We start from the raw sequence: 21,778 nt of genomic DNA, 5'->3' as shown, positions 1-21,778 counted from the left end.
CTTGCCTCCTACCACCGGCCGCCGCGGCTGACCCGGTCGAGCGTTTGCTCCAGGTCCGCCAGGCTTGTCTTCGCGTCGGTCTGGCCGGACAGCGTCGCGTGGACCGCGTTCCAGAATTCCGCCGAGACCTGGTTGTAGCGCACGCCGGTCACCCGCGACGGGCGCGCCACCGCGTTGACGAAGACCTCGTACAGGTCGCCGAAGAACGGGTTGGCGGCCAGCACCTCCTGGTCCTTGTACAGGGCGTCGATGGTCGGGTTGAAACCGCCGACCACGGCCCGGCGCTTCTGCTCCTCCAGGCTGGTCAGGTAGCGGACCAGGTCGGCCGCGACCTCCGGATGCTGCGAATACTTGGAGACGGCCAACTGCCAGCCCCCCAGCGTGGCGGTGTGCTTGCCGTCCGGCCCGCCCTTCGGAAGCTGGGCCACCGCCACCTTGCCGCGCACGGGGCTGTCCTCCGCGTTCAGCAGCGGCCAGGCATAGGGCCAGTTGCGCATGAAGACGGCGTTGCCGGACTGGAAGACGCCGCGGCCCTCCTCCTCGCTGTAGTTGATCACGCCCTGCGGGGCTATGTCGTTGACCCAGGAGGCCGCCAGCGTCAGCGCGTCGGCGGCGCGCGGATTGTTCACCGTGATCTCGCCCTGCTCGTTGACAACAGTGCCGGCGTTGAAGCTGTCCAGCCATTCCAGCGCGTTGACCGTCAGTCCCTCGAACGCGCGGCCCTGGAAGACGAATCCCCACATCCGGTCGTTGCCGGCGGCCCGCTCGCCCTCCTGGATGATCCGGGCGGTCTCCGTCATCTCCTGCCAGGTGGCCGGCAGCGGCCGGCCGTATTTCTCCAGCAGGTCCTTGCGGTAATAGAACAGCCCGGCATCGGTGAACCAGGGCATGGCGACCAGCCGGTCGTCGACGATGTCGTTCTTCACGATCGCCTCGAAATGCTGGTCCAGCACCTTGGGGTCGATGTGCTCGCGCAGGTCGATCAGGTGGTTGGCGAGGATGCCGGGCCACACCACGTCGATCTGGAAGACGTCGATGTCGCCGGATTTCGCGGCCAGCAGTTGCTGGTACAGGGCCAGGCGCTCGTTGCTGTCGTTCGGGGTCGAGACGAGCTGGACCCGATGGCCGGTGGCCTTGGCCCAGGCTTCGACGCCGGTGCTGCAGACCTGGAATTCGATGCCGACCGAGCCGCAGGAAATCGAGATGGCGACTTTTCCGGGATCGTCCTGCGCATGGGCGGCGCCGGAGAAAACGAGGGCAGACGACAGGGCCGCCGCCGCGACAATTTTCCTCATGGCTCGTCGGACCTCCCTTATGTCACTTTTGCTTTAGGCCTTATTCGCCGACCTTTTTCACGCTTCGCGTTAGCGATCTGTTCATTCAAGACACGCTTATGATTTGGGCAAGTGCGGCGATCTCGACCACGGCGGATTACGATCAACTAAGCGATTGACACTCATTCTCAACTGCTCTAACCATTGGAGCAACATCGGCTGGGTTCAAACGATCATGTATGTCTGCATCTGCCACGGATTTACCGAGAAGAAGGTCAAGCAGGCTCTCGCCGACGGCGTTTGCTCTGCCGCGGGGTTCTTCACCTGCATGGGATGCAAGCCGCAATGCGGCAAATGCGTCCCCTATGTGCGCCAGATGGTGACGGACCATCGCAACACGCTGACCTGCGCGAACACCTGCTCCGCTCCCGTTCCCGAAGAAGCCGCCATCGCGGCCGAGTAACTCCTCCCCCGCTGGATCTGCCGCCGGTCCAAGCCGCACCACGGCCTCGCCATGGTGCGGCTCGCGAGCCTATGCAACCCTTGACGGGCGGAAACGTTCCTCCGCGATCCGGTCGGCGGCGATGTTTGTCGGAATCCCCTCCGCATCGGCCCTCTGGAAGATCGTCAACAACGTATCGTGGATCCGGTCCACATGGGCGAATGCCGCCGCGCGGTCATAGCCCTTGCCGTTCCGGCCGAACTCGTAACTGATATTGATGACGCCGCCGGCATTGATGACGAAGTCGGGCGCGTAGAGGATACCGCGCCGGGCCAGCTCGGTTCCGTGGCGGCTCTCGGCGAGCTGGTTGTTGGCCGACCCGGCCACCACCGCGACTTTCAGGCGGGGTAGGGTGTCGTCGTCGATCACCGCGCCCAGCGCGCACGGGGCGAAGACGTCGGCCTCCACGTCGAAGATCTGCTCCGCGTCCACCGGTGTGGCTCCGAAGGTCTCGACGGCCCGTTCGACGGCGTCGCGGCGGATGTCGCTGACGGCCAGCCGGGCGCCTTCCTCGGCGAGCTGGCGGCACAGGTCCCAGCCGACATGGCCCAGGCCCTGCACGTTGACCCGGAGCCCGTCCAGGCTGTTGCGCCTCAGCCGGTAGTCCGCCGCGGCCCGGATGCCCATGAAGACCCCGCGCGCCGTGGCGGGGGAGGGATCGCCGCTGCCGTCGCGCAGCCCGGCCACGTGCCGGGTGACGCCCCGGACCGTCGCCATGTCCTCGACCGAGGTCCCGACATCCTCGGCGATGATGTAGCGGCCGGCCAGACGTTCGACCGCCTTGCCCATGGCGGCCATCAACTCGGGTGTCTTGTCCGTGCGGGAGTCGCCGATGATCACCGACTTGCCGCCGCCGAAGGGGAGGTCGGCCAGGGCGTTCTTGTAGGTCATGCCGCGGGACAGGCGCAGCACGTCGCGGACGGCCAAACCCTCGCCCGCGTAGTTCCACATGCGGCAACCGCCCAGGGCGGGGCCGCGGGCGGTGTTATGGACGGCGATGATCGCCTTCAGTCCCGACTCCGGATCGGAGGCGAAAACAACCTGCTCATGTCCGTCGAAGTCCTGCATTGAAAATACGGCCATACTCAACCTCGTCTTGTGCGGTGCAGCAATCTTTGGAGGTGGGCTTGAAGCCTGATCATTACTTTAGTATTGATCCGTTATTGGCCTTCGGCAACGAGTTCTGGCCGTGCGGGAAAAAAAGCAGTTAAGTTATTGTTGTGAACTCTGCTCCGCCTTAAAGGGACTTGTAATGGTTGGCCCGCGAAACAATGTTGCGACCAACGCCGGATCCGGTCCGTCCCTGTGTCCGAAGGTGGGTGGACATGGCGTGGAATAGAGGATGGCCGGGACGGTTAATACCAAGCGCAACCAACGCGGCGATCAGGGGCCGCGGCGCGGCGAGAGGGATGGCCCGGATAATGCAGGTGATGGAACCATGAGGAGTGTAGTTGGGAGGGTCTCATGAAACATCGGAGCAGGGATCGGTTCGAATCGGCTTCGTCGCTTGAAATGAAGGCCTTGACCGAACGACTGGACAATCTGCGCGCCGTTGCCGAGCGGGTGCCGGGTGATCAGAAATTCCTTCTGGAACGCTCGCTCGACGAGTTGCGTGGTCTGCGCAACCGTTGCGAGGCACGGCTGGAGGACGCGCGCCGCGCCTCCGAGGATGCCTGGTATTTGGTCAAGGTGCATGCGGAGGCATCGCTTGCCCAATTCCGCGCCGGCATCGAGACGATCGAGAACCAGTACCGTCGCATGGCCGCCTGACTTCCCCGCCCCGGATAGGGCCTGCCCCGGGGGCAGGCCCTGAACACGGGTAGCGTCCCGCCTCAGGAGCGGGAGAGTTTCCGCTCCAGGAAATCCAGCCTGTCCTGGCCCCAGAACAGCTCGCCGTCCACCACGTAGGTCGGCGCCCCGAACACGCCGGTCGACAGCGCCTGCTCGGTGTAGGCGTCCCGAAGGGCGCGCACCTCGTCCGACTGCGCCCGGTCGATCAGGTCGGGCGAGGCGCCGTGCCGCGACAGGATGTCGGCCAGCGTCTCCGGGGCCGACAGGACGCGGTCCTCGATCCACACCGCGCGGCCGAACGCGGTGCAGAGCGCCGCCATGTCGGCGCCCGCCTGTTCCGCCGCGATCAGGGTCAGCGCGGCCAGTTCGTCGGGTTGCGGAAAGTTGGACGGCTGCGGGATCAGCGGAATGCCCAGGTGTTCCGACCAGCGCTTCAGCTCGGTCAGCCGGTAGGCCTGCCGCTGCGGCGCGCGCTTCGGCAAGGGCAGCCCGCCGGACGCCGGAAAGATCCGGCCGAAATCGACCGGCCGGTAGGCGACCTCGGCTCCGGCCCCGCGGGCGACCGCGTGGAACCGCTCCGATCCCAGGAAGACCCAGGGCGAGATGGGCGTGAAGAAATAGTCTATCCGTGGCGCCATGGCGGCGTCTCCCCCTCGTTGGTTATGGTTCGTCGTTCCCGCCCGCCCCCGAGAGCGCGGCGTGGGCGAAGGTATGGAAGCTGGTGGCCGGGACGGCAAGTCCCGCGAGCGCGCCGCCCAGCCGCCCGGCGGCGACGTCGAGGCCGACGATGGCCGGCCCCTCCGGCCCGCGCATCAGCAGGGGGGAGCCGCTGTCCCCGTGGGTGGCGTCGCAGGTATGCATCAGCAGGCCCGGCGGGGAGGAGCCCGGCCGGGGCGCGCAGCCATCGTGGATCGACAGCAGGTGGGCACGGTCCTGGCCGTAGCCGGCGCGGACCAGTTCGACCCCCGCGGGCAGCGGCTCCTTCCGGATCGGGACCGGTCTGATGGACATGGGCTCGGCCAGCTCGAGGATGGCCCAGTCCGCTCCCAGGTTTCCGGCTTCGAACGGGGCGCGGTGGTCGTATCCGGCCGCCACGGTGATCTTGCGGCCCACCGAGTGCGACAGATAGGAGCCGCGCCGGTATCCGGCCAGGAAGTGGATGTCGCCGGCGCCGATCAGGCGCCCCGTGCGCCTGTTGAACAGGCAGTGCGCCGCCGTCAGCACGTGGCGCGGGCCGATCAGCGTTCCGGTGCAGAACCCGCCGATCGTCCGGTTCACCCGTCCTATCGCGGCCCAAGGCCAGTCCTGGTTGTCCAGCGGAGTACGGTCGTCCCGTCCAAGTATCCCGGGCAAGTGGTCGCGGCCCGCAGCCCTGGGTTCCCCGATCGTGGCGAATGCCAGGATTACAGCCATCGCGAGCAGGCGATGCGCCCGCCGGCCGGTCAAACACATTGCTTGCAAACCGCTGCCCGCTCCATTACCCCTATTGGCAGAATATCGAAGAAAATCCCCTTCGGAGGAAAGTCCATGCGTCTCTTCGCTACCGCCATCGCCCTTGCTGGCATTCTCGCTGCCGGAACCGCTTTTGCCAAGCCGGTAACCATCAAGTTCAGCCACGTGGTAGCCGACAGCACACCCAAGGGCCAGGGCGCGCTGATGTTCCAGAAGCTCGTCAAGGAGCGCCTGGGCGACGACAAGGTCAAGGTCGAGGTTTATCCGAACTCCCAGCTGTTCGGCGACGCCAAGGAGATGGAGGCGCTGGCTCTCGGCGACGTCCAGCTCATCGCCCCCTCGCTGTCCAAGTTCGACAAATACACCAAGCAGCTCCAGGTCTTCGACCTGCCGTTCCTGTTCGACGACATCGCCGCGGTGGACCGCTTCCAGGCGAGCCCCGAGGGCAAGAAGCTGCTGACCTCGATGGAGAAGAAGGGCTTCATCGGGCTGGCCTACTGGCACAACGGCATGAAGCAGCTTTCGGCCAACAATCCGCTGCGCAAGCCCGAGGACGCGGCCGGCCGCAAGTTCCGCATCCAAGCTTCCGACGTGCTGCTGGAGCAGTTCAAGGCGCTGAACGCCAACCCGCAGAAGATGGCCTTCGCCGAGGTGTACCAGGCGCTCCAGACCGGCGCGATCGACGGGCAGGAAAACACCTGGTCGAACATCTACTCGCAGAAGTTCTATGAGGTCCAGAAGTACATCACCGAGAGCAACCATGGCGCGCTGGACTACATGGTCGTCGCCAACACCGATTTCTGGACCGAGCTGCCCACCGACGTCCGCGCCGAGCTGGAGAAGATCCTGGACGAGGTGACGGTCGAGGTGAACAAGATGGCGGAGGACCTGAACCAGCGGGACCGGAAGCGGATCGCCGAGAGCGGCAGCTCGGAGATCATCAAGCTCTCCAAGGAGGAGACGGAGGCCTGGCGCAAGGCAATGGCTCCCGTCTGGGCCACCTTCGAGAAGGACATCGGGGCCGACCTGATCAAGGCCGCGAACGCTTCCAACACCGCCAAGTGACGATCCTCCGGGGCTCCGGCGACGGGGTCCCGCGGACACAGCCCATACGGGAAGAGGGATCGTGACCCGACTGATCAATCATCTGGAGGAGGGCTTCATAGCCCTTCTCCTGGCCGGCATGACGATCCTGACCTTCGCGCAGGTCGTCCTGCGCTATGGATTCAATTCCGGCATCATCTGGGGCGTCGAGGCGACCAACTACATGTTCGCCTGGATGGTGCTGTTCGGCATCTCCTACGGCGTCCGCGTCCATGCCCATATCGGCATCGACCTGCTGGTCAAGAGCCTGCCCGCCGGCCTGCGCCGCTTGGCCGGCCTCGCCGCGATCGGCTTCTGCCTGCTCTACGCGGGCATCATGGCCTGGGGCTCCTACGGCTATATCAGCCGCCTGATGCGCCTCGGCATCGAAGCGGAGGACATTCCGGTTGAGCGCTGGATGCTCACGGTCATCCTGCCGATCGGCTTCGGGCTGCTCGGCCTCAGGCTCGCCCAGGAGGCCTACGCGATCCTGACCGGTCGGCGCTCGGGCTTCGAGCTCGCCGACGAGGCTGCCGACGTGCTGAAGGAACAGGGCCTCACCGCCGGCAACCCGGGACTGGACAGGACGTCGCGATGACCACGGTATTCCTCTTCGTCACGCTGTTCGTCTTCATGCTGCTGGGCATGCCGATCGCGATCTCGCTCGGACTGTCGTCGCTGCTGACCATCCTGCTGTTCGCCAACGACAGCATGGCCTCGCTGTCGCTGAAGTTCTTCCAGACCTTCGAGCAGTACACGCTGCTGGCGATCCCGTTCTTCATCCTGGCCGGCTCCTTCATGACCACGGGCGGCGTCGCCCGGCGCATGATCAATTTCGCCATCGCGGCGGTCGGCCACCTGCATGGCGGCCTCGCGATCGCCTCGGTGCTGGCCTGCATGCTGTTCGCCGCCGTGTCGGGCTCCAGCCCGGCGACCGTGGTCGCGGTCGGCTCGATCGTGATCGCCGGCATGGTGCGGACCGGCTACACCAAGGAGTTCGCGGCCGGCGTCATCTGCAACTCCGGCACGCTGGGCATCCTGATCCCGCCGTCCATCGTGATGGTCGTCTACGCCGCGGCGACCGAGAGCTCGATCGGGCGCCTGTTCATGGCCGGCGTGATCCCCGGGCTGCTGCTCGGCCTGATGCTGATGGGCGCCATCTATATCGTCGCCCGCTACAAGAACCTGCCGCGCCAGCCGCGCGCCTCCCTGGCCGAGTTGGGGCAGGCCGGCAAGGAGGCGGTGTGGGGCCTGCTGCTGATCGTCATCATCCTGGGTGGCATCTATGGCGGCGTGTTCACGCCGACGGAGGCGGCCGCGGTGGCCGCGGTCTACGGTTTCGTCGCCGCCCTGTTCATCTACCGCGACATGGGCTTCAAGGACGTCCCCAAGGTCCTGGTGGACAGCGGCCGCGTGACCATCATGCTGCTGTTCATCATCGCCAACGCCTTTCTGTTCGCCCATGTCCTGACGACCGAGCAGATCCCCCAGAACATCGCGCGCAGCATCTCCGACGCGGGGCTGGAACCCTGGCAGTTCCTGATCGTCGTCAACGTCATCCTCCTGGTCGCCGGCAACTTCATGGAGCCGTCGGCCATCATCCTGATCCTGGCGCCGATCCTGTTCCCGATCGCGACCCAGCTCGGCATCGATCCGATCCATCTCGGCATCATCATGGTGGTGAACATGGAGATCGGCATGGTGACCCCGCCGGTCGGCCTGAACCTGTTCGTCACGGCCGGCATCACGGACATGAGCATCATGCAGGTGGTCCGGGCGGCGCTGCCCTGGCTCGGCATCCTGTTCATCTTCCTGATCATCGTCACCTATGTGCCGTGGATTTCCCTGTTCCTGCCGAACTTCCTGTTCGGTCAGGCAGCGGTGCAGTAGGCGCCAGCGGCCGGACCGCGGCGGTCCGGTCGAACCAGACGTAAAGGTCGAACTGGCCGGGCAGGGAGGCCTGGAAATAGTGGTTCTCCCGCTCGGCCCCGGGGCGGTAGACCGCGCCGATCGCCCGCTCCGGCCGGAACCGCTTCAGATCCTCGGCCAGCGGCCCGTTCCGTCCGGGCCGCAGGTCCAGCAGGAAGCGCGGCTTGCCGGAGCGGGCGCACAGGTGCTCGTAGCTGTCGGGATGCGACGGCGGCACCTCCATCACCTCCATCGGGCCGCCCCACCGCGACGCCGCGGCGACCGTCCCGCGGTCGGTCCCGAACCCGACGAGCGCCGCCTCGGTTCCGAACGCCTCCCGGCACAGCATCCCCAGGTTGACCTGTCCCTGGCGTCCCATCTCGGTGGCAGCCGAATTCCCGGCATGGGTATTGTGGGCCCACACCACCGCCTTCGCCCCCGGTCCGCGGGCCGCCATGACCGACCGGAGGGTCTCGAACATGTGGCGGTCGCGCAGGTTCCAGCTGTTGGTCGCCCCCATATACAGCGTGCGGTAATATTCTTCGGCCGACGCGATCAGCCGGGCGTTCTGCTCCCCGTCCAGCCAGCCTTCGTCGCCGGCGGCAACCAGCCGGGAGAGCCGCCGGTCGAGCAAGTCGCGGAGCATGTCCACCGCCGCCTTCTCGCAGCTGGCGAACCCGCCTGTCAGCGCCGCGCGGCCATAGGTTTCCGGCGCGTGCCGCCATGGCGCCAAGCAGCCGTACCGCTCCCGCGCGACTGCCGCCGCCTCCGGGTCGACCCTGTCCAGATAATCCAGAACGGCGGCGATCGACCCGTCGAGGCCATAAAGGTCCAGGCCGTGGAACCCGACCCGCCGACCCGGATCTTCGATCGCGTCGTTATGGCGCCGCAGCCGATCGACGAAGCCGGCCACCTCCTCGTTCCGCCACATCCAGTCGGGAAAGCGCGCGAAGGCCGTCTCGTCGGACCCGGCCGGCGGCCGGTCGCGGACATACCGGTCGATCCGCTCGGCGTCGGGCCAGTCGGCTTCGACCGCCACGATCGAGAAGCCGTGCCGGGCGATCAGCCGCTCGGTGATCCGCGCGCGGGCGCGGTGGAATTCGGAGGTGCCGTGCGTGGCCTCGCCCAGCAGCACGACCCTGGCGTCGGCGATCCGATCGAACGGCACGCCGAACCGCTCGTCGTCCACCTCGGGCAGCGGCTCGGCGGCATCGCGGATCCGCTCCGCCGCGTCGGGCGGCAGGGCGGGGGACCGGCGCCTCGCCTCGGTGCGGGTCGTCTCCGGCCAGCCATGGGCGCCGATCAGCGGCACGAAGGCGACGCGGCCGAGATCCTCCTCGATGAAGGCGTCCTCTCCGGTCCGCCGCTGGCGGACCAGCCGCTGGCCGCCGGCCTCCGCGCCGGCCGGCATGATCATCCGCCCGCCGACCTTGAGCTGACGGGACAGGGGCTCGGGCAGGCTCGGTCCGCCGGCCGTCACGATGACGGCATCGAACGGCGCCGCCTCCGGCCAGCCGAGGGTCCCGTCGCCGGCCCGGAGATGGACGCCCGCGCAGCCCGCCCGCTCGAGCCGGGTCCTGGCGGCCTCCACCAGGGAGGCGTGCCGGTCGATCGAATAGACCTCGCATCCCATCGCCGCCAGCGCCGCGGCCGAATAGCCGGACCCCGTGCCGATCTCCAGCACCCTGGCGCCGGGAACCAGTTCGGCCGCCTGCATCATCAGGGCGACGACGAAAGGCTGCGAGATCGTCTGGCCCTGCTCGATCGGCAGCGGCGAATCGTCGTAGGCGAGTTCGGCCAGGTACTCGGGGACGAAGAGCTCCCGCGGGACCCGGCCCAGGGCGGCGATAACGCCGGCGTCGTCGATCCCCCGGGGCGCGATGTCGCGTTCCACCATGATCCGGCGCTTCTCGGCGAAATCCGTGCTGCCCATCGTCCAGCCTCCCGGTGATGCACTCCTCCCGTCAACTCAACATCACCGCGGGGCGGATTGTTCGGCCAACTCCTCCGCCGGAATTTCCGGCGCGAACTGTTCCAGCCCGCGCAGCCCCTCCCCGGTCAGGCGGTAGGTGCCGCGGCTGACACGCTCGAACCAGCCGTAGACGTTCCGCTGGAGGATGCCGGCGGCGTTGGGGGCGTCGCCGTCCCGCCGCAGCGCCGCCACGGCCATCGGGCCGTTCGCCTTCAGAAGGGCCGCGCAGCGCAGGGCTTCCTGGCGGTAGGCGGTGACGATCTTGACCTTGCTCGATCCGCCGCGGTTGGGGTCGCCGAGCCGCCGGCCGTGCTCCTTCAGCAGCAGCCGGGCGCGCTTGGCGTTCACCCGCGGTCGGTAGGGAGCCGGCTCGATCACCAGATCCACCTGCCGGCCGGCGCGGGCCGCCGGATCGACCGTCAGCAGCCCCAGCCCCAGCATCCGGCACAGCTTGCGGACATTGCCGTCGTTCGCGTTGGGTCCCGATGCCCGCCGGCCGGTCGGCCGGGGGACCGCGAGGTAGACGCGGTCCGACAGGGCCAGCCGGTCGATGCCCTGGAGGACCAGCGACAGGGAAAACCGCAGCTTCAGTTCTACCAGGACAGGGGGTTCGCCGGCGCGGACGGCGACCAGGTCGCAGCTCCGCACCTCCCCCTTGACGTCGTATCCCTGGACTTCGAGGAAGGCTTTCACCGGATCGTAGAGTTCGACCTCGGAACTGATGGGCAAGGCGGCTTTCTCGCTGGCTGCGGGGCAGGCTGGGACGATCGTCCAGACCTTTGCTCCCCGCCGCGGGCCGTGTCAATTCACGCGTGCCTGCAACCTTTCATGACTTGAGGCGTTGCCGGTCGGACCGCGATCTTCATCCGCCGCGAAAGGGTTTAGGCCGAATACCCCCATCCGTCGGATACGCGACTATGATATTTGGAACTTTCGGAATCGAACCCCGCCGGAAACAAGGCGGACAGATCAGCCTCATGATGGACCGTTGAGATCAGAATGCCGGAATCCTCCGCAGAGATTGTGAAATTTCTTCCCTATTTGAGGCGCTATGCCCGCGCTCTCCTGGGTTCCCAGGATCGCGGCGACCAATATGTCCGGGTGTGCCTCGAAGCCTATCTTGCCGAGCCCGACCGCATCGATCCCGCCGGCAACATCCGGCTCGAACTGTTCGCCCTGTTCCACGAGGTCTGGTCCCTGGTGGACGAGACGTTTCCCGAAGCCGTGCCCGACATCGCCGACGGCAACCCTGATGCCAAGGTGATCCAGGGCGTCGGCCGGCTGCCGCCGCGCCAGCGCCAGGTGCTGCTGCTGATCTCGCTCGAGGGCTTCTCGTTCGACGAGGCGGGCCGCATCCTCAGCGCCACCACGGACGAGATCCGCGACGAGTTGGAGGCGGCCCGGGCCGAACTGGCCAAGCAGACTTCCGTCCGCGTCCTGATCATCGAGGACGAGCCCCTGATCGCCGAGGACATCGCCGGCCTGGTGACCGACATGGGCCACCAGGTATGCGGTTCCGCCGCCCGCGAGGAGGAGGCCCTGCGCCTCGCCCAGGAAACCGCTCCGGAACTCATCCTGGCAGACATCCAGCTCAAGGGCGGCGACAGCGGCATCAAGGCCGTCCAGAAGATCCTGCGGTCGACCAACCTCCCGGTGATCTTCATAACCGGTTTTCCGGAACGCCTGCTGACCGGCGAACAGCTGGAGCCGGCCTTCCTGATCGCCAAGCCGTTCCAGCCGGAGGTTCTCCGGACCGCGATCGGTCAGGCGCTGGCGGTCCATCCGCCCCAGAAGATGAACTGACGAGAAGAAGAAAAGATGCCCGACTCTTCCGGCAGCAAGCTGCCGGCTCTCCTGAGCCGGTACCAGGATCGTATCCTGACCGACTGGATCGCAGCCCAATCCGATGTCGGTGTGCTTCGCGCCGATCTGATGCGCGAGGCGGAGATCCGCCGCCAGTCGCGCAGCTTCCTGTCGCATCTGACCGCCGCGACCCAGAACGGGGTCAATTTCGATATCGAAAGCGAGCAGTGGCAGGATGTCCGGGACATGCTGACCGAGGTCACAAACTACCGGGTCGATCACGGCTTCACCCCGACCGAGACCGCGACGTTCATCCTGGCGCTCAAGCAGCCGATCTTCGAATGCCTGCGCGACCAGTACAAGAACGACCCGCAGACCCTGGTCGAGGAGGCCTGGTCGGCGACCGTGCTGCTCGACAAGCTGGGCCTCTATACGAACGACATCTATCTGCGCGGCCGGGAGGAGATCATCCAGCGCCAGCAGCAGGAGATGCTGGAACTGTCCACACCGGTGGTGCAGCTTTGGGATCGCATCGTGGCGCTTCCCCTGATCGGCACGCTCGACAGCTCGCGCGCGCAGATCGTGATGGAAAACCTGCTCGAAGCCGTGGTCGAGAGCAAGGCCGAGATCGTGATCATCGACATCACCGGCGTTCCCACGGTCGACACCCTGGTCGCCCAGCACCTGCTGAAGACCGCTGCTGCGGCCAAGCTGATGGGGGCGGAATGCATCATCAGCGGCATCCGGCCGCAGATCGCCCAGACCATCGTTCATCTCGGCGTGGAACTGCCGCAGGTCGCCACCAAGGCCGACCTTCAGAGCGCCTTCGCCCATGCGCTGAGACGCACCGGCGTCACCTTCACGGGCCACTGAACGGCGGCAGGATCGACATGACCCATTTCCTCGAGCCGAACCGCATTCCGATTTTCCAGATCGGCGACTGCCTGCTCCTGACGATCCAGGTCGATCTGGAGGACAGGATGATCATGACGCTGAAGGACGATCTGGCCGAGCGGATCGCCAAGACACACGCCAAGGGCGTCCTGATCGACATCTCCGCCCTGGACGTGGTGGACAGCTTCATCGGGCGCATGCTCGCCAACATCTCGGCGATCGCCCGCATCCTGGACGCGTCCACGGTGATCGTCGGCATGCGGCCGGCGGTCGCCATCACGCTGGTCGAACTGGGCATGTCGTTGCAGGGCGTCCGCACCGCCCTGGACGTGGACCGCGGCATGGAGCTGATCCGTCGGGGCGCCGACGAGGAGGCCGCGCGCCTCCATGAGGCTTGAGCCGGGGCAAGAGGGAGGAGCCGCCGACGGCGAGGTGATCCCGATCCAGACCGGAGCCGACGTCAGCCGGGTCCGGCGGGTGGCAGCGGCCGCCATGGCGACCATCGGAGCCTCGAAGATCGAGACCACCCGCATGGTCACGGCGGCCAGCGAGCTGGCACGCAACACGCTGGACTATGGCGGCGGAGGCGAGATGCGGATCGCCATCGTCGGCCGGATGTCGAGGCGCAAGGTCGAAATGATCTTCAGCGACCGGGGGCCTGGAATTGCCGACATCGCCCTGGCGTTGAAGGACGGCTATAGCACGGGCGGCGGTCTCGGGCTTGGACTGAGCGGCGCCAAGCGCCTCTGCAAGGAGTTCGAGATCCGGTCCGCGCCGGGCGAGGGAACCATAGTGAAAGTCGCATCATGGACGGAACGGCCGTAGTTTCGGTCCCAGTCCGGGAACAGACCCAGGTCGCCGAGGCACGCCGCAAGGCGGTGCAGCTGGCGTCCCCGGCCGGTCTCGGAGAACAGGAATGCGCCCGTCTGGCACTGGTCGTGACCGAGGCAGCCACCAACATCCTGCGCCACGGCGGCGGCGGGGAAATCCTGCTGGACGCCCGGTCGTCGGGCACCAGCGGCGAGGTCACCGTGATCGCCCTGGACAGCGGCCCGGGCATGGCCAACGTGCAGGACTGCCTGCGGGACGGCGTCACCAGCGGCGACAGTCCCGGCACCGGGCTGGGCGCGATCCAGCGCCAGTCCGACCATTTCGACGTCTATTCCAAGCCAGGCAACGGCACCGCGATCGTCTGCGGCGTTCGGGCCGGCGGTGGCCGGTCTGCGCCCGACCTTCCCGGGCTGGAAGTCGGGGCGGTGTGCCTTCCGCGCATCGGGGAGGCGGTGAGCGGCGATACCTGGTCAGTCCGGGTGACCGATCGCGGCGCCACGCTGTTGTTGCTGTGTGACGGCCTCGGTCACGGTCTCGGCGCCGCCGACGCGGCGGACGCCGCCCGGGCGGGGTTCAGGCAGTCGAAGGAGCGGATGCCCGAACCCCTGGTCGAGGATCTGCACCGGGCATTGCGGGGAACGCGCGGCGCCGCGGTCGCCGTGGTGCGGATCGAGCCGGTCGAACGCCGCATCCTGTTCGCCGGGGTGGGCAATATCGCGGGGTACTTCCGGTCGCGGGAAGGGCAGGCCCGAACGGTGTCGCAAAACGGCGTCGTCGGGCATAATATGTCGAAAGTGAAGGAATACGAGTATGGTTACGGTGGCGATCTGCTGGCGGTTTTCCATTCGGACGGCTTGAGCACTAAATGGGATATCGACAGCTACCCGGGGCTGGCAACAAGACACCCGACGATGATCGCGGCCGTGCTGTACCGCGATTTCAAGCGGGTCCGGGACGACAACCTGATCGTCGTACTGAAGACCAGAGACCCCTGACCTGGCCGCTCTTCACGGTCCATGTGCGCCACGACCGGGACATCGTCCACGCCCGGCAGCGGGCGCGGCTGGTCGCCGACCGGATGGGCTTCGAGGTCCAGGACCAGACCCGCATCGCCACGGCGGTGTCGGAGGTCTGCCGCAATGCCTACGCCTACGCCACCGGCGGAAAGGCCGAGTTCCGGATCCAGGAGGTCGCCGGGAAGGTGGCCCTGGTGATCGAGGTCGGCGACCGGGGGCCGGGCATCTCCGAACTGGACGACATCCTGGCCGGCCGCTACCGCTCGCGCACCGGCATGGGGCTGGGCCTGCTCGGCGCCCGGCGCCTGATGGACAAGCTGGATATCGAGACATCCGGGGACGGGACGACGGTCCGGCTGACCCGGATCCTGTCCAAGCCGCTGGGCATGGCGATCCCGGAATTCATCAACAAGCTGATGGACGAGCTGGCCCGCCAGCAGCCGCTCGACCCGGTCGAGGAGGTCCAGCGCCAGAACCAGGAGCTGCTGAGCAGCCTGAACGACCTGCGCCAGCGGGAGGAGGAGCTTCTGGAGGCGAACGCGGCGCTCCGCGCCAGCGTCGTCGAGAAGGAAGTGCTGCTGAAGGAGGTCTACCACCGGGTCAAGAACAACCTCCAGATCATCTCCAGCCTGGTCAGCCTGAAGGCGCGCAAGTCCACCAACCCGCTGGTCCGGCAGGAACTGGACGACGTGCGCAGCCGCATCCACTCGCTGAGCATCGTCCACGAGAAGCTCTACCAGTCCGACGATCTCGCCCGCGTCGATCTCTCCGGCTATGTCCGGGACCTGTGCGCCCATCTGCGGACCTCCTTCACCGCGCGGGGCGACGGGCCGGAGCTGATGGTCGAGACGGACAACGTGGCGCTGGGCCTGGACATGGCGATCCAGCTCGGCCTGCTGATCAACGAGATCGTGACAAATGCCTTCAAGCACGCCTTCCCGGACGGTGCCCGGGGCGAGATCCGGGTTTCCCTGACCGTCCTGCCGGGCGAGCGCCTCAGGCTCGAAGTCACCGACAACGGCAAGGGCATGCCGGAGGAGGCGACCGACAGCCTCGGCATGAACCTGATACGCGCCCTGGCGACGCGGGTCGAAGGCGTGCTGGAGATCGAGGGCGCGAACGGCGACGGCGGCACGCGGGTGACCGTGACGATGCCCCTGCACGGGGATTGAGGGGGGAGGGCGCGGCAACGGTCCCCGCAGGCATGGGCTAGCCGTAAGGGGTTCCCCGTTTGCGTCGCTTCCGCATGAAAAACTGTCATGGGCACCGGATAGCTTCCGCGGACGAATAAACCGGAACGGGAGAATCCGCGATATGTCCAATAGCCCTGAGTCCCGGCGGTGGGTCACCCGCCGCTCGTTCCTGTACAATTCGGCGCTGGCAAGCGGCGGTCTGCTGGTCGCGGCCTCGACCGCCGGGCGGGCGCTGGCCCAGGCGGCTCCGGCGATCATCACCGCCGACAGCCGCCGCATCGCCATGCCCTACGGTGTCCAGTCCGGCGACCTGTCCGGCGGGCGGGCGATCGTCTGGAGCCGGGCCGACCGGCCGGCCCGCATGGTCGTGGAGGTCGCAACGACCGAGAGCTTCAGGAACGCCAGGCGCTTCGATGGCCCGGTCGCCGTCACCGACAGCGACTATACCGCCCGGATCGACCTGTCCGGGCTGCCGGCCGACCAGCGCGTGTTCTACCGCGTCAGCTTCCAGGACCTGTCCGACCTGAAGAGCTTCAGCGAGCCGGTGACCGGCCAGTTCCGCACCGCCCCGGGCAACGGCCGGGTCCGCTTCGTGTGGTCCGGCGACACGGCCGGGCAGGGATACGGCATCAACCCCGATTTCGGCGGCATGCGCATCTACGAGGCGATGCGCCGGACAGAGCCGCACTTCTTCATCCATTCCGGCGACACGATCTATGCCGACGGTCCGATCCCGGAGACCAAGGAACTGCCGGGCGGCGGAGTCTGGAAGAACGTCACGACCGAGGCGAAGTCCAAGGTGGCCGAGACGCTGGGCGATTTCCGCGGCGCCCATGCCTATAACCTGATGGACGAGAACCTGCGCCGCTTCAACGCCGAGGTGCCGATGTTCGCCCAGTGGGACGACCACGAGGCGACCAACAACTGGTACTGGGAAAAGCGCATGGACTCCGACCAGCGCTACAAGGAGAAGAGCGCCGCCGTGCTGGCCGCCAACGGCATGCGGGCCTTCCTGGAATACATGCCGATCCGGCACGACCCGGAGAACCGCGACCGGATCTACAACAAGTTCTCCTACGGTCCGCACCTCGACGTGTTCCGCATCGACATGCGCAGCTACCGCGGACCCAACACCGCCAATCTCCAGGAGGAGATGGGATCGGAGACCCCCATCCTGGGTTCCGAGCAGATCCGCTGGCTGAAGCAGGCCCTGCTGGCCTCGAACGCGACCTGGAAGGTGATCGCGTCCGACATGCCGATCGGCGTGATCGTGTACGACAACGGCAAGGACAAGACCGGATCGGAAGCCATCGCCCAGGGCAACGGCCCGGCTCGCGGCCGCGAGCTGGAGATCGCCGACCTGCTGAGCTTCATCCGGCGCAACGGCATCCGCAACACGGTCTGGCTGACCGCCGACGTCCACTACACCGCGGCCCATTTCTATGATCCGAACAAGGCCAAGTTCCAGGACTTCGAGCCGTTCTGGGAATTCGTCTCCGGTCCGCTGAACGCCGGCACCTTCGGCCCGAACGAACTGGACGACACCTTCGGCCCGCAGCTGATGTACGTGAAGGCCCCGCCGGACGGGCAGTCCAATCTGGCCCCATCGGCCGGGATGCAGTTCTTCGGCCAGGTGGACATCAGCGAGGAGGGCGTGATGCTGGTGACCCTGAAGGACCTGGACGGGCAGAGCCTCTACACGAAGGAACTCCTGCCGGCGGCGTGACGACTTCGGCGGGGAGGGGCTGCGTCCCGCGTCGCGGACGGTGGCCCTCTCCGCACGACCGCCACTGCCTGCCGGCCGGCTCGACCTGGGCAAGTGGAGTTAAGGAGATCGTTCCTCGGAGACTTCGATCGTCAAATCCAGTTCAGCCCCGGAAGTTCACCCAGCGATAGACTTCGTCGAAATCCAGGCTCAGGTCGATCGTCTCGAGCCTCATGGAGCCGGTGAAGAGATCGGGGTCGTCGGACCACCCGTCCGCACCGCGTCTCCACCGCTCGGCGAGTTTTATCTCCGAGTGGAACAAGGCGACCTCCCGGATGGAAGGCAGCGAGATGTAGCGCGTGATGTTCTCGCGCGTTTCGGTCTCGTTGGTGGACAGGATCTCTATGATGAGAACGGGATCGGGGATCATGACATCGCCGGGAACATGGGGGCTGCAGGTTACGGCGATGTCCGGCTTGCGATAGTTGAACTTCGCCTGGATCCTCGGCTTCACGCCGCCCTCGATGACGGGACGGCAGGGACCGCCGCGTGCCGCCAGATGGTTTCGGATCAGGGCCGTCAGGTTGCCCTGTATCGTGCCATGGGCATCTGAGTGCGGCGCCATCAGCCTGGGAGTGCCGTCGACCAGTTCGTAACGGCCGTCATCCCAGTCCAGGAATTCCTCGACAGTCATCAGCCGGTGAGAGAACTGCGCCGTCATCATCGTCCTTTTGATCCGCAGCGATGAATGCCGGACAGGATAGCACAGGGTTTTGGATCATGGGGAATGCTCCGGCTGGAACGGCCCGCCGGCATGCCCCGCCAGGGATGCCGTCCCGCAAAAGCCATCCAGGCCGCCGCGACGCGGCCGCAGGCGCCCCTCGCGGGTGTCCGAGAAACAGGGTTGAGGAAAGATGACCAGCCAATATCACCGGCTTTCCCAAGGCGCGTTCGCGCAGGATTGGAGCGAGCCCGGCCTGATCGCGACGAATGACGACTGGTCCGGAGTTCCGTCGATCGTGGGGTACCGCGGCGACGGGCTGACGTCGGCGACCGGGGCCGACCCCCGCACGGTGGTCGGAACGTCCGATGAGATGGACGTGAATGCCAACCAGACCACTCCCAACGGCTTCGCCACCGGCGGCGTGACGGAATTCGCGATCGACGATCCGACGGTGGCGCTCAGCGGGTCTGGAACCGCCGATGCGCCCTATGTCGTGATCCATCTCGACTCCACCGGGCAGGAAAACGTCGAGCTGGCCTTCAATGCGCGCGACCTGGAAACCGGCCCCGATGACGCCATCCAGCAGGTCGCGGTGCAGTACCGCCTCGGCGAGACGGGAAACTGGACGACTGTCGAGGGTGGCTACCTGGCCGACGCGACCCGGGGCCCGGCCCTGGGCGGCGGGTCGATCCCCGTGTCGGTGGCGCTCCCGGCGGAGGCCGGCGACCAGCCGCAACTCCAGGTGAGGGTCATCACGACCAACGCCGTCGGCAACGACGAGTGGGTCGGCATCGACGACATCCGCGTCACCAGCACCGATCTGCCCGGCGACGGAGCGACGCAGGTGTCGGTCGGCGACGTCACGGTGAACGAGGCGGACGGAACGGCGGTCTTCACCGTCTCGCGCACCGATGCCGCGGCGGCCTTCACGGTCGATTACGCGACGCAGGACGGCAGCGCCACCGCCGGCGGCGACTACACCGCCGCCGAGGGCACGCTGACCTTTGAGGATGGTGGGGAACTCTCGCGGCAGGTGACCGTGGAGATCGCGGACGACTCCGTGCCCGAGCCTGACGAGACCTTCACGCTTTCGCTGTCCAACCTTGCCGCGACGGCCGGTGAGGCACGGATCGCCGACGGTTCCGCCACGGCGACCATCATCAACGACGATGTCGGCATATCCCGGATCGCCGAGGTCCAGGGCGGCGGTACGGCGAGCCCGCTCGTCGGCGGCAGGGTCACCGTCGAGGCCGTCGTGGTCGGCGATTTCCAGAACGGCGACGGCGACGCGGGGCGGGAGATCGGCGGCTTCTACCTGATGGAGGAAGCGGCCGACCGGGACGCCGACAGCCTCACATCCGAAGGCATCTTCGTCTATGAAGGGGCCGGCCCCCTCCGCGCCGACGTGGACGAGGGCGATCTCGTCCGGGTGACCGGGACGGTGACGGAGTTCAATGGCGAGACCCAGCTCACCGTCGCCGGGGCCGCCGACATCCGGGTCGTGACCCCCGGCGCGGTGGCCGATGCCGACGCGCTCGCGGTGGAGATGGACCTGCCGGCCGCCGGCACCACCGGTTCCGCATCGAACGGCTTCCAGCCCGACCTGGAAGCCTATGAAGGCATGCTGGTCACCGTCCCGCAGACCCTGGCGGTGACCGAGCAGTTCAACCTCGACCGCTTCAACGAGATCGAACTCTATGCCGGCGAGGGCGACCGCTTGGCGGGCCGCATCGACGAGTCCGCGGACGATCGTCCGTACCAGTTCACCCAGACGAACGAACCGGATGCGGCGGGCTACGCCGACCACCTCCGGCAGCTGGCATCCCGCTCGATCACCTATGACGACGGCCTGAACAGCCAGAACCAGCCGATCGACCTGCTGGACGGCTTCGATCCCGACGACGACGGCGCGGGTCCCACCGCCGCGAACCCGGATGAGCCCGGCTACGGCACCGCGACGGCGCCGCGCATGGGCGACACGGTCACCGGGCTGACGGGCGTGCTCGGCTTCGGCCCGGCGGGAGCCTACCGGGTCCGTTCGGTCGAGGACGGCGACAATACCTTCGTCTCCGCCAACGAGCGCCCGGCCGAGCCCGACCCGGTCGGCGGCACGCTGCAGGTCGCCAGCTTCAACGTCCTGAATTACTTCACCACGCTGGATGCCGGCGGCAACAGGACGGAGAACGGGTTCGAGCCGCGCGGGGCCAACAGCCCGGCGGAGTTCGAGCGCCAGTCCGACAAGCTGGTGACGGCGATCCTGGGACTCGACGCCGACGTGCTCGGCCTCGTCGAGTTGGAGAACGATTTCATCGAGGGCTCGTCCGGCAATGCGGTCGAATACCTGGTCGGCGAGCTGAACGCGGCGGCCGGGAAGACGCTGTACGACTGGGTGCGCCCCGGGCAGGACTTCGTCGGCGGGGACGCGATCGCCGTCGGCATGATCTACAAGCCGGACGAGGTCCGGGTCGCCGGGGACACCGGCGTGGCGGTCCTGGACGATTCGGACGTCAGGCCGGAACTGCTGGCCGAGAGCACCGTCGGCGGCATCTTCAACGGCGAGAACACCAGCCGCGCCGCCCTGGCCGTGACCTTCGAGGAGACCGGGACGGGCGAGCAGTTCACCGCGGTCGCCAACCACTTCAAGTCCAAGGGCGGATCGGGGCAGGGCGAGGACGCCGATCGGGGAGACGGCGCCGGAAGCTGGAACAACCAGCGCGAACTGGCCGCCGAAGCCCTGACCGAGTGGCTGGGCACCAACCCCACGGGTACCGACGATGGCGACAGGATGATCCTCGGCGACCTCAACTCCTATTTCCGGGAGGATCCGATCGATACCCTGAAGGCTGCCGGCTACGAGAACCTTCAGGAGCGGATCGACGACCCGTACTCCTACGTGTTCGACGGGCAGATCGGTTCGCTCGACTACATCCTGGCGAACGGGACCCTCGCGGACCAGGTGACCGGCATCACCGAGTGGCACATCAATGCCGACGAGGCCGACGCGCTCGACTACAACCTGGATTTCGGGCGCGACCCCGACTATTTCGACGGCTCGGTCGCGGCCCGGGTGTCCGACCATGATCCCCTGCTGGCGGGCCTCGACCTGGGCAACCCGGCCCGGATGGTGGCCGGCACCAACAAGGCCGACAGCTTCCAGGACGCGGGCGGCTTCGCCACCACCTACCGGGCCGGGAACGGCGACGACGAGGTCCGCGGCTTGGACGGTGCCGACACGCTTCTCGGCGGCAGCGGCAAGGACGCCCTGTTCGGCGGTTCGGGCAACGACCGCCTCGATGGCGGCACGGGCGACGACCGGCTCGACGGGGGCGCAGGCGCCGATATCTTCGTCGTGTCCCGGGGCGGCGGCAAGGATACCCTGCTCGACTTCGATGCGGCGGAAGGGGACCGGCTGGAGATGGACGGGGGCCTGCGTCTTCGCGGCGTGACCGAGGTGGACGGCGACGGTACCGGGGGTGCCGACACGACGGTGCTGCAGTTCAACGGCGCCACGGTGTCGCTGGTGGGAGTCACGGGAGTGGACGACTACGGCCAGCTTTTCGCCTGAGCTGACGGCAATGTCCTCGTAGGTCGGCACCGGCCCGCAGGGCCGACGCCGACAGCATTCCGGAA

The 21,778-nt window shown here is 67.2% G+C and carries 20 protein-coding genes; 13 read left to right on the top strand and 7 right to left on the bottom strand.

Annotation, left to right across the window (positions count from 1 at the left end; all coding sequences use genetic code 11):
• Positions 1-8: 8 nt before the first annotated feature.
• Positions 9-1,295 (bottom strand): ABC transporter substrate-binding protein, encoded by a 1,287-nt coding sequence (locus JL101_RS18090; protein ID WP_203097099.1) that lies wholly within the window; start codon positions 1,293-1,295, stop codon positions 9-11.
• A gap of 214 nt (positions 1,296-1,509) precedes the next feature.
• On the opposite strand from JL101_RS18090, the gene JL101_RS18085 reads away from it, so the two are divergent.
• Positions 1,510-1,737, top strand: coding sequence for a (2Fe-2S)-binding protein (locus tag JL101_RS18085; RefSeq protein WP_203097100.1), 228 nt, complete (start codon positions 1,510-1,512; stop codon positions 1,735-1,737).
• Between the two features lie 69 nt (positions 1,738-1,806).
• Here JL101_RS18085 and JL101_RS18080 read toward each other — a convergent pair whose 3' ends face one another.
• A complete protein-coding gene (locus tag JL101_RS18080) occupies positions 1,807-2,859 on the bottom strand; it encodes a Glu/Leu/Phe/Val family dehydrogenase (RefSeq protein ID WP_203097101.1) in 1,053 nt (350 codons plus the stop codon).
• 381 nt (positions 2,860-3,240) lie between these two features.
• Here JL101_RS18080 and JL101_RS18075 point away from each other — a divergent pair, with 381 nt between their 5' ends.
• Entirely contained in the window at positions 3,241-3,546 is a 306-nt protein-coding gene (locus JL101_RS18075) for a sll1863 family stress response protein (RefSeq protein WP_203097102.1), read from the top strand.
• Between the two features lie 62 nt (positions 3,547-3,608).
• Here JL101_RS18075 and JL101_RS18070 read toward each other — a convergent pair whose 3' ends face one another.
• Both JL101_RS18070 and JL101_RS18065 read right to left on the bottom strand, forming a co-directional pair.
• Positions 3,609-4,205, bottom strand: a complete 597-nt coding sequence (locus JL101_RS18070) for a 2-hydroxychromene-2-carboxylate isomerase (protein ID WP_203097103.1) — start codon at positions 4,203-4,205, stop codon at positions 3,609-3,611.
• 22 nt (positions 4,206-4,227) lie between these two features.
• Positions 4,228-4,845, bottom strand: coding sequence for a trypsin-like serine peptidase (locus JL101_RS18065; RefSeq protein WP_203097104.1), 618 nt, complete (start codon positions 4,843-4,845; stop codon positions 4,228-4,230).
• Between the two features lie 249 nt (positions 4,846-5,094).
• Between JL101_RS18065 and JL101_RS18060 the strand changes: the two genes are divergently transcribed.
• The 3 genes from JL101_RS18060 to JL101_RS18050 all read left to right on the top strand — a co-directional run bounded on the left by JL101_RS18060 (position 5,095) and on the right by JL101_RS18050 (position 7,992).
• The gene (locus JL101_RS18060) at positions 5,095-6,084 is read left to right on the top strand and encodes a TRAP transporter substrate-binding protein (protein WP_203097105.1); all 990 of its coding nucleotides are present in this window, start codon (positions 5,095-5,097) and stop codon (positions 6,082-6,084) included.
• Positions 6,085-6,145: 61 nt separating this feature from the next.
• Entirely contained in the window at positions 6,146-6,700 is a 555-nt protein-coding gene (locus JL101_RS18055; protein WP_228434932.1) for a TRAP transporter small permease, read from the top strand.
• Complete coding sequence (locus JL101_RS18050; RefSeq protein WP_203097106.1) at positions 6,697-7,992, top strand: TRAP transporter large permease; 1,296 nt, start codon at positions 6,697-6,699, stop codon at positions 7,990-7,992. The genes JL101_RS18055 and JL101_RS18050 overlap by 4 nt, the downstream gene beginning before the upstream one ends.
• Here JL101_RS18050 and JL101_RS18045 read toward each other — a convergent pair.
• Positions 7,925-9,943, bottom strand: a complete 2,019-nt coding sequence (locus JL101_RS18045; RefSeq protein WP_203097107.1) for a protein-L-isoaspartate(D-aspartate) O-methyltransferase — start codon at positions 9,941-9,943, stop codon at positions 7,925-7,927. The two genes, JL101_RS18050 and JL101_RS18045, sit on opposite strands and share 68 nt — an antisense overlap.
• Positions 9,944-9,985: 42 nt before the next feature.
• The gene (locus tag JL101_RS18040) at positions 9,986-10,711 is read right to left on the bottom strand and encodes a DUF2161 domain-containing phosphodiesterase (protein WP_203097108.1); all 726 of its coding nucleotides are present in this window, start codon (positions 10,709-10,711) and stop codon (positions 9,986-9,988) included.
• A gap of 294 nt (positions 10,712-11,005) precedes the next feature.
• Between JL101_RS18040 and JL101_RS18035 the strand changes: the two genes are divergently transcribed.
• From JL101_RS18035 to JL101_RS18005, 7 genes are all read left to right on the top strand, one after another.
• A complete protein-coding gene (locus tag JL101_RS18035) occupies positions 11,006-11,785 on the top strand; it encodes a response regulator (RefSeq protein WP_267133532.1) in 780 nt (259 codons plus the stop codon).
• 15 nt (positions 11,786-11,800) lie between these two features.
• On the top strand, positions 11,801-12,658 hold the full coding sequence (locus JL101_RS18030) for an STAS domain-containing protein (RefSeq protein WP_203097110.1): 858 nt from the start codon (positions 11,801-11,803) through the stop codon (positions 12,656-12,658).
• 17 nt (positions 12,659-12,675) lie between these two features.
• Positions 12,676-13,077 carry an STAS domain-containing protein gene (locus JL101_RS18025; protein ID WP_203097111.1) on the top strand — a complete coding sequence of 134 codons (402 nt, stop codon included), beginning with the start codon at positions 12,676-12,678 and terminating at the stop codon, positions 13,075-13,077.
• Positions 13,067-13,504 carry an ATP-binding protein gene (locus JL101_RS18020; RefSeq protein WP_203097112.1) on the top strand — a complete coding sequence of 146 codons (438 nt, stop codon included), beginning with the start codon at positions 13,067-13,069 and terminating at the stop codon, positions 13,502-13,504. Before JL101_RS18025 ends, JL101_RS18020 begins: the two co-directional genes overlap by 11 nt.
• On the top strand, positions 13,486-14,505 hold the full coding sequence (locus JL101_RS18015) for an ATP-binding SpoIIE family protein phosphatase (protein WP_203097113.1): 1,020 nt from the start codon (positions 13,486-13,488) through the stop codon (positions 14,503-14,505). The genes JL101_RS18020 and JL101_RS18015 overlap by 19 nt, the downstream gene beginning before the upstream one ends.
• A 23-nt stretch (positions 14,506-14,528) precedes the next feature.
• On the top strand, positions 14,529-15,698 hold the full coding sequence (locus tag JL101_RS18010; RefSeq protein WP_203097114.1) for a sensor histidine kinase: 1,170 nt from the start codon (positions 14,529-14,531) through the stop codon (positions 15,696-15,698).
• Positions 15,699-15,840: 142 nt separating this feature from the next.
• Entirely contained in the window at positions 15,841-17,445 is a 1,605-nt protein-coding gene (locus tag JL101_RS18005; protein ID WP_203097115.1) for an alkaline phosphatase D family protein, read from the top strand.
• Positions 17,446-17,587: 142 nt separating this feature from the next.
• Here the strand turns inward: JL101_RS18005 and JL101_RS18000 are convergent, their stop codons facing one another.
• Positions 17,588-18,148 carry a Uma2 family endonuclease gene (locus JL101_RS18000; protein ID WP_203097116.1) on the bottom strand — a complete coding sequence of 187 codons (561 nt, stop codon included), beginning with the start codon at positions 18,146-18,148 and terminating at the stop codon, positions 17,588-17,590.
• Positions 18,149-18,338: 190 nt separating this feature from the next.
• On the opposite strand from JL101_RS18000, the gene JL101_RS17995 reads away from it, so the two are divergent.
• Positions 18,339-21,713: an ExeM/NucH family extracellular endonuclease gene (locus JL101_RS17995; protein ID WP_203097117.1), complete on the top strand. Its 3,375-nt coding sequence runs from the start codon at positions 18,339-18,341 to the stop codon at positions 21,711-21,713.
• The last annotated feature ends 65 nt before the right edge of the window (positions 21,714-21,778 follow it).

Source organism: Skermanella rosea (genome assembly GCF_016806835.2).
Taxonomy (GTDB): Bacteria; Pseudomonadota; Alphaproteobacteria; order Azospirillales; family Azospirillaceae; genus Skermanella; species Skermanella rosea.
The sequence above is the reverse complement of the archived record's forward strand: the minus strand, read 5'-3'. Positions and strand labels throughout refer to the sequence as shown.